This window comes from Kocuria rhizophila DC2201, from assembly GCF_000010285.1.
GTDB lineage: Bacteria > Actinomycetota > Actinomycetes > Actinomycetales > Micrococcaceae > Kocuria > Kocuria rhizophila_A.
In genome coordinates this window covers 1,034,999-1,049,171 of the sequence record NC_010617.1, presented here as the reverse complement: position 1 = coordinate 1,049,171, position 14,173 = coordinate 1,034,999, and the positions used below count along the sequence as shown (strand labels likewise).

10 protein-coding genes and 1 tRNA gene are annotated in these 14,173 nt (G+C 70.1%); 3 read left to right on the top strand and 8 right to left on the bottom strand.

What is annotated here, in order from left to right; genetic code table 11:
• Positions 1-331: 331 nt before the first annotated feature.
• Positions 332-1,783, bottom strand: a complete 1,452-nt coding sequence (gene lysA, locus KRH_RS04655) for a diaminopimelate decarboxylase (RefSeq protein ID WP_012398031.1) — start codon at positions 1,781-1,783, stop codon at positions 332-334.
• Positions 1,784-1,787: 4 nt separating this feature from the next.
• Positions 1,788-3,458, bottom strand: coding sequence for an arginine--tRNA ligase (gene argS / locus KRH_RS04650; RefSeq protein ID WP_012398030.1), 1,671 nt, complete (start codon positions 3,456-3,458; stop codon positions 1,788-1,790).
• 204 nt (positions 3,459-3,662) lie between these two features.
• Between argS and KRH_RS04645 the strand changes: the two genes are divergently transcribed.
• Positions 3,663-3,735 (top strand) — tRNA-Arg (locus KRH_RS04645).
• A 600-nt stretch (positions 3,736-4,335) separates the two neighbouring features.
• Complete coding sequence (locus KRH_RS04635; protein WP_012398028.1) at positions 4,336-4,968, top strand: DUF1345 domain-containing protein; 633 nt, start codon at positions 4,336-4,338, stop codon at positions 4,966-4,968.
• Between the two features lie 410 nt (positions 4,969-5,378).
• Here the strand turns inward: KRH_RS04635 and KRH_RS04630 are convergent, their stop codons facing one another.
• The 4 genes from KRH_RS04630 to KRH_RS04615 are packed head-to-tail and all read right to left on the bottom strand — an operon-like array spanning position 5,379 to position 8,635.
• Complete coding sequence (locus tag KRH_RS04630) at positions 5,379-5,750, bottom strand: hypothetical protein (protein ID WP_226905902.1); 372 nt, start codon at positions 5,748-5,750, stop codon at positions 5,379-5,381.
• 5 nt (positions 5,751-5,755) lie between these two features.
• Complete coding sequence (locus tag KRH_RS04625) at positions 5,756-6,664, bottom strand: ABC transporter ATP-binding protein (RefSeq protein WP_012398026.1); 909 nt, start codon at positions 6,662-6,664, stop codon at positions 5,756-5,758.
• Between the two features lie 4 nt (positions 6,665-6,668).
• Positions 6,669-7,637 (bottom strand): ABC transporter permease, encoded by a 969-nt coding sequence (locus tag KRH_RS04620; protein ID WP_012398025.1) that lies wholly within the window; start codon positions 7,635-7,637, stop codon positions 6,669-6,671.
• A 5-nt stretch (positions 7,638-7,642) separates the two neighbouring features.
• Positions 7,643-8,635: an ABC transporter substrate-binding protein gene (locus KRH_RS04615; RefSeq protein ID WP_012398024.1), complete on the bottom strand. Its 993-nt coding sequence runs from the start codon at positions 8,633-8,635 to the stop codon at positions 7,643-7,645.
• A gap of 162 nt (positions 8,636-8,797) precedes the next feature.
• Here KRH_RS04615 and hrpA point away from each other — a divergent pair, with 162 nt between their 5' ends.
• On the top strand, positions 8,798-12,925 hold the full coding sequence (gene hrpA, locus KRH_RS04610) for an ATP-dependent RNA helicase HrpA (RefSeq protein WP_041297332.1): 4,128 nt from the start codon (positions 8,798-8,800) through the stop codon (positions 12,923-12,925).
• A gap of 96 nt (positions 12,926-13,021) precedes the next feature.
• Here the strand turns inward: hrpA and KRH_RS04605 are convergent, their stop codons facing one another.
• Both KRH_RS04605 and KRH_RS04600 read right to left on the bottom strand, forming a co-directional pair.
• Positions 13,022-13,453 (bottom strand): HIT family protein, encoded by a 432-nt coding sequence (locus KRH_RS04605; protein ID WP_012398022.1) that lies wholly within the window; start codon positions 13,451-13,453, stop codon positions 13,022-13,024.
• A 46-nt stretch (positions 13,454-13,499) separates the two neighbouring features.
• Positions 13,500-14,162, bottom strand: coding sequence for an MBL fold metallo-hydrolase (locus tag KRH_RS04600; RefSeq protein ID WP_012398021.1), 663 nt, complete (start codon positions 14,160-14,162; stop codon positions 13,500-13,502).
• Positions 14,163-14,173 lie beyond the last annotated feature (11 nt).

Sequence of the window (14,173 nt, the reverse complement as noted above, 5' to 3'; positions counted from 1 at the left end):
CTCACGGCGTCGGGGTCGTGCGGCGGTTCTGCGTCCCGGGGCGCCGCGGCCCCGGGCCTGACGCCCGTGCCGTGGTCCGGCCGGGCGGCGGTGCGGTGGATCAGTGGTGCGGCAGATGGGTCGTTCGGTGGTGCGGGTCTCGGCGCGGACGGCTGTCCGGCCGGACGGCGCGCCGGTCGGGCAGTCCCCGGCCAAGCGGACCGCCGGGCCGCGCGGCGTGCGCGCACCAGCGGACCGGACCGGCGGTGCCGTGTCCGTGGCGGCGGGCGCCCCTCCCATCATGGCAAGGACGACGACGCCGCGCGGCTCCGTGACGTCCCCCGCGGCCCGCTCAGCTGGTCGTGTCCGCCCCGGCACCGGGGTCCCGGGCGAGCAGGTCCGCCATGGACTCGCGCCGCACGATCTCGCGCGGGACGCCGTCCTCCCCCACAGCCACGATCCCGGGCCGCGGCAGCCAGTTGTAGTTGCTCGACAGGGACCAGCAGTACGCACCCGTCACCGGGACCACCAGCAGGTCCCCCCGGTGGACATCCCCGGGGAGGTAGACGTCCTTGACCACCACGTCCCCGGACTCGCAGTGCTTGCCCACCACGCGGGAGAGCACCGGCGCCTCGGGAGAGACCCGGTTGGCGAGCACCGCGGTGTAGTCGGCGTCGTAGAGCACGGGCCGGGCGTTGTCGCTCATGCCGCCGTCCACGGACACGTAGCGGCGCTGCACCCCGGGGCTCACGGTGACGGTCTTGACGGTGCCCACGGTGTAGACCGTGCACCCGGAGGGCCCGGCGATGTAGCGCCCGGGCTCGAACGAGAGGTGCGGGGCGGGCAGCTGGGAGGTCTCCAGCGCCTTGGCGAGCAGGCTCGCGAGGTCCCCCGCGATGTCGGTGATCTCACGGGCGGAGTCCGCGGCCGTGTACGCCACGCCGTGCCCGCCGCCCAGGTCGATCTCGGGCAGCGCCAGCCCCCAGCGCCCTGCCACGGTCTCCCGCAGCGCCAGCACCCGCTCGGCCGCCTGCGCGAAGCCCTCGGCGGCGAAGATCTGGGAGCCGATGTGGCAGTGCAGCCCCCGCAGCTCCAGTGCGTCGTCCTGCGCGAGGCACGCGGCCACGGCCTGCAGGGCGGGAGAGTCCTCCCCGTCGGCGGCGGCGTGCAGCGAGAGCCCGAACTTCTGGTCCTCGTGCGCGGTGGCGATGAACTCGTGCGTGGACGCGTGCACCCCCGGGGTCACGCGCAGCATCACGGGAGCGCGGGTTCCCCGCTGCCGGGCGAGCGTGGCCAGCAGCTCGACCTCCGGGAGGGAGTCCACCACGATGCGGCCCACACCGGCGTCGAGAGCGGCCGAGAGCTCCTCGGCGGACTTGTTGTTGCCGTGCAGCGCAATCCGCTCCCCGGGGACCCCCGCGGCGAGCGCCACGGCCAGTTCCCCGCCGGAGGCGGTGTCGATGCCGAGACCCTCCGCCACGGCCCAGCGGGCCACGGACGTGCAGAGCAGGGCCTTGGAGGCGTAGTAGACGGCCACCTGCACCCCGAGGGGTTCCAGGGCGGCGTCGAACGCCTCGCGGACCCGGCGGGCCCGGGAGCGGAACGTGCGCTCCGAGACCACGTACGCCGGGGAACCGTGGCGTTGTGCGAGCTCCGTGACCGGGATCCCGTCCACGGTCACGCACCCGGAGGCGTCCCGCGCGTACTGCCCGGTGAACACCGCAGGGTCCAGTTCCGCGGCGTCATGCGGCACCCGCAGCCACGCGGGGGCCAGCGGGTGGCCAGTCACGGTGTCCTCACTCACCGGCTCACATCCTCTCGGGCGCGGAGACGCCCAGCAGGTCCAGCCCGTTGGCCAGCACCTGGCGCACGGCGTCGTTGAGCCACAGCCGGGTGTGGTGCACGAGCTCGACCTCCCCGTCACCCTGCGGGGTCACGCGGCACGCGTCGTACCAGCGGTGGTACGCGCCGGCCAGGGCCTCGAGGTGGCGGGCCACGCGGTGCGGCTCGCGGAAGTCCGCGGCCTGCGCGACGACGGACGGGTACTGCCCCAGAGCCGCGAGCAGGTCCGCCTCACGGGGGTGCGACAGCAGGGCGGCGTCGAACTGGGGGGCACCGGCGTCGTCCGTGCGGCGCACCCCGGCGGCCTCCGCGTTGCGGGCGACCGCGCACGTGCGGGCGTGGGCGTACTGCACGTAGAACACGGGGTTCTCGTTGGAGCGCCGGGTCAGCACGTCGAGGTCGATGTCGATGTTCGAGTCCACGGAGTACCGGGTCAGGGAGTAGCGCGCGGCGTCCACCCCCACGACCTCCACGAGGTCCTCCATGGTCACCACGGTGCCCGCGCGCTTGGACATCCGCACGGCCTCGCCGTCACGCACGAGGTTGACCATCTGCCCGATCAGCACCTCCACGGCGTCCGGGGAGTCCCCCAGCGCGGCGGCCGCGGCCTTGAGCCGGGCCACGTAGCCGTGGTGGTCCGCACCGAGCATGTAGATGCACAGGTCCGCGCCGCGGTCCCGCTTGTTCTTGAAGTAGGCGATGTCACCGGCGATGTAGGCCGCGTTGCCGTCCGACTTGATGACCACGCGGTCCTTGTCGTCCCCGTGCTCCGTGGAGCGCAGCCACCACGCGCCGTCCGCGAAGTAGAGGGAGTCCGAGGAGCGCAGCTGCTCCAGCAGCTTCTCCACCTGCCCGTCCTCGAACAGGGAGTTCTCGTGGAAGAAGACGTCGAAGTCCACCCCGAACTCGTGCAGCGAGGACTTGATCTGGGCGAACATCAGCTCCACGCCTGCGGCCCGGAAGACCTCCTGGGGGTCCTCCGACTCCAGGGCGTCAGGGTGCAGAGCGAGCACCTCCTGGGCGACGTCCGAGATGTACTGCCCGCCGTAGCCGTCCTCGGGAGCGGCCTCGCCGCGGGCGCGGGCCAGCAGGGAGCGGGCGAAGCGATCGATCTGGTTGCCGTGGTCGTTGAAGTAGTACTCGCGCACCACCTCGGCGCCCTGGGCCTGCAGGACCCGGGCGAGGGAGTCGCCCACGGCCGCCCAGCGGGTGCCGCCCAGGTGGATGGGCCCGGTGGGGTTGGCGGAGACGAACTCCAGGTTGATGGTGGTCCCGGCCAGGGCGTCCCCCGTGCCGAACGCGCTGCCCTGCTCCACGACCGACTGCGCGAGCCCACCGGCCGCGGCTGCGTCGAGCGTGATGTTGAGGAACCCCGGTCCGGCGATGTCCACGGTCTTCACGCCGGGCACCCGCGCGAGCCGCTCGGAGAGGATCTGTGCGACGTCCCGAGGGCTGCGCCCCACTTTCTTTGCCACCTGCATGGCCACCGTGGTGGCCCAGTCGCCGTGGTCACGGTTCTTCGGGCGCTCCACCTTCGCCTCGGGCAGGTCGACGCCGTCCACGACGGTGAGTTCACCGGCGGCCACGGCGTCCTGCAGGCATGCGGAGACGGCGGAGGAAAGTTCTTCAGGAGTCACCGTGACAGTGTAGCGGGGCAGGTGCATGCGGACCGATTCGCCGACCGTCACGCGCAGCGGTTCCCGCGGCCACGGACCGGTACGATTAACACGCTCGCGGGCTCGTGCGGGCCCGGCCTGGCGCGGATTCGTGCACCGAGTGCACCTGGTAGTATCGTCGAGTCGTCGTTGCAGCCCGGATGAAACGGGTGGCGCACCTGACACGCCCGCGTAGCTCAGTGGATAGAGCGTCTGCCTCCGGAGCAGAAGGTCGTAGGTTCGAATCCTGTCGCGGGCACAAGGTAGGGCCCCTGATCATGAGAAACGCCGATCAGGGGCCCTTTTGGTGCCCGGAGTGAGTAGTGGCCACGTACGCGTTGAGGTACGCAGTACGCAACGCGTCGCCGCCTGGATGCAGGTTGCCCAGGGGATGATGTACTTCAGGCGTGTAGTGAACTGGAAGATCGTCACATCGTTAAGTGATTGCGACTGTTCGTCGGGGCGGCCATCGCTTCAAATACGGGCCTTCTCTCGGAGGTTTGTTCGTCAGAGAGCCGCGGGGGAAGGACAGTCCGTGGCGATGCGGATGCTTTGGAACGTAATTGTCCGCACCCACTTGCTCTTGCGCGCCTCAATGCCGACCAACGTCCTGCCCGGCACGATACGCTCCAGGAGCGTGTTGAGTTGGGGTGTTCGGTCGAGCCTGCTCCCCCATCCTGTGCTTGCTGATCGCAAATCTCTGCGTGCAGGCCATTCACGCTAACGGGCCCCGTTGGTTGTACCTAGTGGCGCCGCAGTCGATCTGCGCCGGGTTGATCGGCGTGACCCCGCTCATCCAGGGAGGGGTGCGCGAGCGAGCCGAGCTCCGTGCATTTGTCCGTGATGATAGGAGTTTGTCGTGAAATCGCACATCAATCGCAAGGTTTTCTTCTCCATGATGGTGGGGATCGCGGTCGCGGTCGTGGCCGCCTTATTGGGGGCTGCGGCCGAGATCATCGGGTTGCTCGGCTGGATCTGTGCCGGCCTCACGTTCCTGTTCTGGGCGTGGGTCCGGTATTGGCGGGCCGATGCGCACACCACGCGTGCTATCGCCCGGGAGGAGGGAAAAGCCCGGCGAGTTGTGGACGCGCTGATCGTAGGCGCCACCGTGGTCAGTCTCGTAGCCGTCGTGTTCGGCCTGCTCCGATCGCAGCAGACCGACGTGGTCGGTACCCTTTCGGGGGTCCTGGCGCTGGTCTCGGTGGTGGTTTCCTGGGCGCTGATCAACACGGTCTACGCGTTCAAGCTAGCGAGGCTGTACTACCATGATGAGAAACACGAGTTCACTTTCGAGCAACGACAGGACCCGACCTACAGCGACTTCGCTTTCGTGTCCTTCATGGTGGGGATGACCTACACCTTCGACGCCAAACTGTCCTCGACCGAGATGCGTCGAGTGGCTTTTGGGTACTCCTTGCTGGCCTACGCCTTCGGCACGTTCGTCATCGCTGTGGCCCTTAACCTCGTGACCAGCCTCGGGCAATCCGGGTAGGGGTGCGGTCGACACCGCACAGGCCCTAATGGCCCAGGCCCTCTTAGAACCTCCACCCCCACACTGCGGGACTCTCCCTGCGGATCTGCGGAGCCTTGGCTGTCCCAATTCCACACAGCAGTGGACTCAGTTGCGCGCATCTTCGTGTCATTGTTTTTGTCATAAGTCGAGTCTTGCCACTCGCCGCGACAACTTTGTGGCGGATTCCCCCGTTCTTGTTCATTTCGACCGTTGCTTGCGGTCCGCCGTAAACGTTCGTTTGCGGGAGGGCGCGGAACGAACCGGTGACAGTTTCGGTTTGTCGGGGGCACTTTTCATGCCCTCTTCACCCCGCCCGCGCACACGAACCTCCGCGCTGTGCGGGCGCCGCCCTTCGGGAGCGCAGGACCCCGTCGTCTCAGAGCAGTGTCTCAGCGCCGCCCGCGCCGCTGCTCGCGGATCCTGTAGTTGGGGTTCAGCTCCAGGGGGTCGTACTCGTTGACCACGGAGTCCGCGCCGTACTGCTCCTCCAGCAGCTCGTCCTCCGCCACCGGCTGCGGGGCCGCGGTGCGCCGCAGCACCACTCCGGCAATGGTGAGCACCCCGCCCACGAACAAGGTTCCGAAGCCCACCACCACCATGACCCAGCCGCGCTCGTCCAGGGGCACCGCCCCGCGGTCCGCGGAGGCCTGGCTCAGGGCCACGAGCCCTTCCGGCAGGGAGAAGCAGCACACGAAGAGCAGAATCAGCCCCACCGCAGTGATGACGGACGTCATGCGCTGTCTGCGGCGGGGCTGACTCATGGTGATCACTGGCCTTCCGGTGCCACCTCCGCAGCGGAGGAGCCACCCGTGGGAGCACCGCCGGCGGGGACGCCCCGGGAGGGGGCGGCCGCCGGTGCGGCGCTGCGAGCTGTTTCCAGAAGCGTAGCGTCATCCAGTGCCGGTTCGCCCGTAGCCGCCTGCAGCTTGCGGAACTCCGCCAGCAGGTCCGCCACGGTGGCCTCTGCCTTCTGCCGGGCGTCCAGCTCGAAGAGGATCCGGCCCTCGTGCATCATGATGAGCCGGTTGCCCAGGCGCAGGGCCTGCTCCATGTTGTGCGTGACCATGAGCGTGGTCAGGTGGCGCTCGCTGACGATCCGCTCGGTGATCTCCGTGACGTGCTGGGCCCGCTGGGGGTCCAGCGCGGCCGTGTGCTCGTCGAGCAGCAGGATCTCCGGGGCCGAGAACGTGGCCATCAGCAGGGACAGCGCCTGGCGCTGACCGCCCGAGAGCAGCCCCACCTTGGCGCCCAACCGGTTCTCCAGACCCAGCTCGAGGGTCTGCAGCTCCCGCTTGAACTCCTCGCGCCTGGCGCGGGTGACACCGCGCGCGAGTCCACGGGACCGGCCACGGCGCTGCGCGATCGCCATGTTCTGCTCGATGGTCAGCGTGGGCGAGGAGCCCTTCATGGGGTCCTGGAACACGCGCGAGATCCACCTGGCCTTGCGGTGCTCGGGCAGCCGGGTGACCACCCGCTCCCCCACCCGGATCTCCCCGCTGTCCGGGATGATCGTCCCGGACACCGTGTTCAGCAGGGTGGACTTGCCCGCCCCGTTGGAGCCGATCACCGTGACGAAGTCCCCCTCGTTCACGGTGAGGCTCACCCCGTTGAGGGCCACGCGCTCGTTGACGGTGCCCGCGAAGAAGGTCTTGCGGACGTCTGTGACACTCAGCATGCGATCACGCACCCTTTCCGGCGGACGTGGTGGCGATGCTCGCGGTCACGGGGTGCTCGGTGGCACTGCCCACGTCCGCCTGCACCTCCTGCGCCGCCTTGAGGGTGCGGCGTCGCTTCCAGCGCTTGAACACGGCCATCTGCGGCAGCACGAGCGCCACCACCACGAGCACGGCGGAGATCAGCTTCATGTCCGAGGGGTTCAGCCCCGCCTGCAGCGCCACCGTGATGACCAGGCGGTACAGCACGGAGCCCAGGATCACCGCGAGGGTGGCCACCACCACCGTGCGGTGGCCGAAGATGCCCTGGCCCAGGATCACGGAGGCGAGGCCCACCACGATCATGCCGATGCCCATGCCGATGTCCGCGAAGCCCTGGTACTGCGCGATCAGCGCACCCGCCAGCCCCACGAGGGCGTTGGACAGGCACAGTCCCAGGATCTTCTGCGCGTCCGTGTTGACGCCGAAGGAGCGGATCATCTCCGGGTTGTCGCCCGTGGCCTGCATGGCCAGACCGGCGTCCGTGTACAGGAACCAGTCCAGCACCACCTTCACCAGCAGCACGCCCAGCAGCAGGAGCAGCACGCCCGCCACGGTGCCCTGCAGCCCGGCCTCGCGCAGCGGCGTGAAGACGGTGTCCTCGCGCAGCAGCGCGAGGTTGGCCTTGCCGCCCATCAGCCGGAGGTTGATCGAGTACAGCGCCGTCATGGTCAGGATGCCCGCGAGCAGCCCGTTGATGCGCGCCTTGGTGTGCAGCAGCGCCGTGATCAGCCCGGCGAGACCGCCGACCACGAAGCCCACCACGGTGGCCACCCAGGGGCTGCCGCCGTGCAGGATCACCATGGCCGCGGTGGCGGCCCCGCTCGTGAAGGACTGGTCCACCGTGAGGTCCGGGAAGTCCAGCACGCGGAACGTGAGGTACACCCCCAGGGCCATCACGGCGTAGATCAGCCCGAGTTCGATTCCAGCAATCACCGGTTCTACTCGATGACCTGGTCGGCCTTGTCCCGCAGGCTCTGCGGGATCTCCACGCCCATGGCCTTGGCGGCCTTGGCGTTGAGGATCAGCTTGGTGTCCTTCTGGGACTCCACGGCCATCTCACCGGGCTTGGCGCCGTCCTTGAGGATCTTCACGGCCATGGCACCGGTCTGCTTGCCGAGGTCCTTGTAGTTGAGACCCTGGGTGGCCAGTGCGCCGCGCTCCACGGAGTCGCCCTCGCCCGCGATGAGCGGGATCTTCTTGGACTCGGCGGCGGAGATCACGGCCTCCAGACCCGCCACCACCTTGTTGTCGGTGGGCACGTAGATGGCGTCGGTGTCGAAGGACTCCGCGGCCTGGGCGACCTCCGCCGTGGTGGTCACGGTCTTCTCCACGACCTTCAGACCCTCGGCCTGGGCGGCCTTCTTGGCCTCGTCCACCTGGATCTGGGAGTTGGTCTCGCCGGAGCTGTAGATGATTCCCACGGACTTGGCGCTCGGCTTGAGCTGCTTGACGAGCTTGATCTGGTCCGCCACGGGGTTCATGTCCGTGGTGCCGGTGACGTTGCCGCCCGGGGCGTCCTGGGAGTTCACGAGCCCGGCGTCCACGGGGTCGGTGACCGCGGTGAACAGCACGGGCTTGTCCGTCACGGCCTGGGCCAGCGACTGCGCGGAGGGGGTGGCGATGCCCAGCACGAGGTCGTCCTTGGAGGACGCGAAGTTGGACGCGATGTTGGTGGCGGTGGCCTGGTCCCCGGAGGCGTTCTGCACGTCCAGGGTGAGGTTCTCGCCCTCGGTGTAGCCGCCCTCCTTGAGGCCCTCCACGAAGCCCTCACGGGCGGCGTCGAGAGAGGGGTGCTCCACGAACTGCGAGATGCCCACAGTGACCTTCTTGGCCTCCTTGCCGTCTCCGGACTGCTCGCCGCCGGAGCCGCAGCCGGTGAGCAGCAGGGCGGCCGTCGTGGCCGCCGCGGCGACCGGGAGTAGACGCTTCATGGGGTGGTTCCTTCCATCACGGATCAATGATGAGTGGATATTACCTGCCGATCGGTCGAAAAAGAGACGCAGCTCACATGTAGGGACACGTGCGCGTGTCGCCCGTGCGGCAACCACGGCGCCTGCGTGTGTCGGGGGCGGCCCGTAGACTGCACGATTGTCATGACTGAGCCCCTCGCCACGCCCCGCATCGTGTACCCGGACAACCTCCCCGTCTCCGCGCGCCGGGAGGACATCATGTCCGCCATCCGGGAGAACCAGGTGGTGGTGGTCGCCGGTGAGACCGGCTCCGGCAAGACCACCCAGCTGCCCAAGATGTGCCTCGAGCTGGGCCTGGGCGAGCGCGGTCTGATCGGGCACACCCAGCCGCGCAGGATCGCCGCGCGCTCGGTCGCGGAGCGGATCGCCCACGAGCTCGGCGAGCGCGTGGGTGCCACCGTGGGCTACCAGGTGCGGTTCACGTCCGAGGTGGGCAGGGACTCCAGGATCAAGCTCATGACGGACGGCATCATGCTGGCCGAGATCAGCCACGACCCCACGCTCTCGCGCTACAACGCGATCATCATCGACGAGGCCCACGAGCGCTCGCTCAACATCGACTTCCTGCTGGGCTACCTCCGCCGGCTGCTTCCCCAGCGGCCGGACCTGAAGGTGGTCATCACCTCCGCGACCATCGACCCCCAGCGCTTCGCGGAGCACTTCGCGCAGCCGGACCCCGAGCACCCGGAGGCCGAGCCCGTGCCGGCGCCGGTCATCGAGGTCTCCGGGCGCACCTACCCGGTGGAGATCCGCTACCGCCCGCTCACGCAGGAGCGCAGCGGTGACGGCGGGCCGGACGAGGAGGACACCGGGGACGGCCTCGCGGACGAGGACCGGGACCCGATCGACGCCGTGTGCGACGCCGTGGTGGAGCTCTCCCGGGAACCGCGCGGGGACATCCTCGTGTTCTTCGCGGGTGAGCGCGAGATCCGCGACGCGCAGGACGCGCTGCAGAAGGTCATCGACTCCCACCGCTCCCTGGCCGGGACCCAGATCCTCCCCCTGTTCGGGCGGCTGTCCATGGCGGAGCAGAACCGGGTGTTCTCGCAGTCCTCCCACCGCCGCATCGTGCTGGCCACCAACGTGGCGGAGACGTCCCTGACGGTCCCCGGCATCAAGTACGTGGTGGATCCCGGCACCGCTCGCATCTCGCGGTACTCGGCGCGCACCAAGGTCCAGCGCCTGCCGATCGAGCGGATCTCGCAGGCGTCGGCCAAGCAGCGGTCGGGCCGCTCCGGGCGCACCTCGGACGGTGTGTGCATCCGGCTGTACTCGGAGGAGGACTTCGAGTCCCGCCCCGAGTTCACGGACCCCGAGATCCTGCGCACCAACCTGGCCGCGGTGATCCTGCAGATGATCTCCGTGGGCGTGGTCCGGGAGCCCGGCGACATCCTGGACTTCCCGTTCGTGCAGAAGCCGGACCCGCGCGCCGTCAAGGACGGCGTGGTGCTGCTGCAGGAGCTCGGTGCCCTGCGCGGGCCGGGCGCCTCTGCGGAGCACGACGACGCGGCGTCGCCGCCCGCGCGCCGGTCCCGTGGCGGACGCCGGGGCCGTGGCCGGAAGGGCGGAGCCCGCGGCCCGCTGACCCGCACCGGTGAGATCCTCGCGGCCCTGCCCGTGGACCCGCGTCTGGGTCGGATGATCGTGGAGGCGGACCGCCGCGGCTGCGCGCGCGAGGTGCTCGTGCTCACGGCGGCCCTGACCGTCCAGGACCCGCGGGAGCGTCCACTCGAGAAGCGCCAGGCCGCTGACGAGTTCCACGCCCGGTTCAAGGACAAGACCAGCGACTTCCTCTCCTACGGGCTGCTGTGGCAGTACCTGCAGGAGCAGCAGGCCGAGCTGTCCTCCTCGCAGTTCCGCAAGCTGTGCCGGCGCGAGTACCTGAACTTCCTGCGCATCCGCGAGTGGCAGGACCTCTACGCGCAGCTGCGCCAGATCGCCCGGCAGTCGGGCATCGACGTGGGCGGTTCCCGGGAGATCGACGTGGCCGCGCACCAGGACGACGTTCACAAGTCCCTGCTCTCGGGGCTGCTCAGCAACATCGGCGTGCGGGACGAGCGCAGCCGCGAGTACCGGGGCGCGCGCGGCACGCGGTTCGCGATCTTCCCGGGCTCCGCACTGTTCAAGAAGTCCCCGGACTGGATCGTCTCCGCCGAGCTGGTGGAGACCTCCCGGCTGTGGGCCCGCACCAACGCGGCGATCCAGCCCGAGTGGGCGGAGGAGATCGCGCCGTCGCTGGTGAAGCGCTCCTACTCCGAACCGCACTGGTCCCGCTCGCGCGGTGCCGTGATGGCCTCCGAGAAGGTCACGCTCTACGGGCTGCCGCTGGTCAGCGAGCGCCCCGTGCTGTTCTCCTCGATCGACCCCGAGCTCTCCCGGGAGCTGTTCATCCGCCACGCCCTGGTGGAGGGCGACTGGCAGACGCGCCACACCTTCGTCAAGCGCAACCGCAAGGCGCTCGCGGAGGTCGAGGAGCTCGAGAACCGGATGCGCCGCAAGGACCTGCGCGTGGACGACCAGGTCTTGTTCGACTTCTACGACGCCCGGGTCCCCGCGAACGTGGTCTCGCAGCGCCACTTCGACGCGTGGTGGAAGAAGGCCCGCCACCAGGACGAGCACCTGCTGGACCTCACCCCCGAGGACCTCATCGCGCCCGAGGCCCCGGCCCTGGACACGGACTCGTTCCCGCGCTCGTGGCACGTGCACTCCCCCGAGGGGGACCTCAGCCTGGACCTGGACTACGAGTTCGCCCCGGGCACGGACACCGCGGACGGTGTCACGGTGCGGATCCCCGTGCTGTTCCTGGACCGGCTCGCCCCCGAGCAGTTCGAGTGGCACATTCCCGGCCTGCGGGTGGAGCTGGTCACCGCGCTGATCAAGTCCCTGCCCAAGGCCGTGCGCCGCAACTTCGTGCCGGCCCCGGACACCGCGGCCGCGGCCGTGCGCCGGCTGGACGAGGAGTTCGACCCGCCCTCCGGCTCGCTGCTCGAGGCCCTCGCCACGGTGCTGCGCCGGATGCGCGGGCACCCCGTGCAGGCCTCCGACTTCCACCCCGAGACGCTGCCCCCGCACCTGCGGATGCGCTTCGAGGTCCGGGACGCCCGCAGCGCGGTGCTCGGCCGCGGGGACGACCTCACCGAGCTCAAGCAGCGGTTGCGTCCGCGCGTGCGCGAGGCCCTCGCGCAGTCGCTGGGGCAGGCCGCCGCCCAGCTCTACGACGCCGCGGGCACCTCCGCGAGCGCGGCCTCCGGCGGGGACGACGACGCCGCGCCCGGTTCGCGGCGCGGCCGGCGCTCCGGTCGCGACGACCGCAAGGGCCGGGGCAGTGCGCGCCCGGACGAGCGGGCGGCGTCGAGCGCGTCCCTGGAACGCACCGACCTGCGCGCGTGGCCCGAGCCGGATCCGCCCCGCAGCGTGGAGACCACCGTGGCCGGCCAGACGGTCACCGGCTACCCCACGCTCGTGGCCGTGGCGCCGGAGAAACCGGGGAGCACGGAGCCCCCGCGCGTGGACCTGCGGATCCTGAGCGACCCCGAGGAGCAGCGCGCGGCCCAGCGCGACGGCGTGATCGCGCTGCTGCAGCGCGTGCTGCCCTCCGTGCACCGCTACGTGGTGGACCACCTCAGCCAGCGCGAGCGGCTGATCTTCACCCAGAACCCCCACGGCTCCGTGGAGGCCCTGATCCACGACTGCACCGGTGCGGCGATCGACAGGCTGGTGCCCCACGACCCCCCGTTCACCCGGGCGGAGTTCGACCGGCTGGCCGAGCACGTGCGGGCGGAGCTCATCGACACGGTCTTCGACGTCACGGCGCTCGTGACCACCGCGCTCACGGAGGCGACCACGGTGCGCAAACGGCTGAAGAAACCCGGATCCCTGGGCGCGGTGCCCGCGTTCACGGACATGGCGGAGCAGGTGGACCGGCTCATCCACCCCGGTTTCGTGGCACGCACCGGGTGGCAGGCCCTTCAGCACCTGCCCCGCTACCTGGCCGGGGTCAACGCCCGGTTGGACAAGCTCTCCGGTCACCTGCAGCGCGACGCGGTGGCCATGCAGACGGTTCACGAACTCGAGGCAGCGTACCGTGCCGCCCTGGACACCGTGCCGCCCACGGTGCCCACCCCCGCGGCGCTCCGGGAGATCCGCTGGGACCTGGAGGAGCTGCGGGTCTCGTTCTTCGCGCAGGAACTGGGCACCGCGCACACCGTCTCGGAGAAGCGGCTGCGGAAGAAGCTGCGCGAGCTGGGCTGAGACCCGGCGCGGGACCGGGCCCCGCCGCCCCGCGGCTGCGATGCGGAGCCCGCTCGGGACGCGGGGCGGCGTCCCCGCGTCCCGGGCCGGTGGGCGTCAGCGCTGCGACGGCACCGTGTCCTCGTGACCCTGGGCCACGAGTGCCTCGCGGATCCGGCGGGCGGACTCGTCCATGAGCGCGGCGTCCGGGTCCCGGTCCACGTTCGCGAAGTCGAACTCCTCGATCGAGTTGGTGGGCCACACGTGCAGGTGGGTGTGGGGCACCTCGAAGCCCTGGATCATGAGGCCCACGCGCTTCGGGGAGAAGGCGGCGTCCACAGCCCGGCCGATGGCCCGGGACACCGTCATGAGATGGGTGGCCAACTCCTCGGGGAGGTTGATCCACGCGTCCACCTCCCGGCGCGGGACCACGAGCACGTGGCCCTGGGCGAGCGGCTGGATGGACAGGAACGCGACGCACTGTTCGTCGGCCCAGACGAAGCGGCCGGGCAGCTCGCCCTCGATGATCTTGGTGAACACTGAGCTCACGGTGGAGTCCTCTCCTCGGTGGGTGGCCGACGGTCCGCCGGCCGGGTCAGCTGGTGGTGATCTCCACGCTCTCGCGCGGGGACAGGTGGCGGTAGCTGGTTCCGTAGAGTCCAGCGAAGTGGGCGACCTGCGCCTCGACCACGCCGAAGCCGTTCTCCGAGAGCAGGGCGTCGTGGATCTGGAACACGGTGGTGGCCCGGGTGGCGATCACGAAGTCGATGACCTCGGACATCTTGGACCACGGCGCGTGCAGGGGCACCAGGACGGTGGGAACCGTGACCCCGCGCGGAACCGTGAACGAGTCACCGGGGTGGAACACGGCGTCGTCAACCACGTAGCCCACGTTGGCCACGGTGGGGATCAGGGGGTGGATCAGCGCGTGCTGACCGCCGTGGGTGGTCACCGAGAACGGGCCGGCCTCGAACGCGGTGTCCGCGGTGACGGCGTGCAGGCGCGAGGTGTCCCTGACGTGCTGGGAGAGCTCCTCGACCACGGCGGCCGGGGCGTGGAGCGAGAGACCGGGTGTCGACTCCAGCACGGCGGCGACACGGGGCACGTCGCAGTGGTCCGGGTGCACGTGCGTGACGAGCACGGTGTCCGCTCCGTGGAGTGCCTCCTCGACCTCCGAGAACGTTCCGGGGTCGATCACCAGCACCGCGCCGTCCTTCTCGAGCCGCACGCACGAATGGGAGAACTTGGTCAGCAGCATGGTGCCACCCT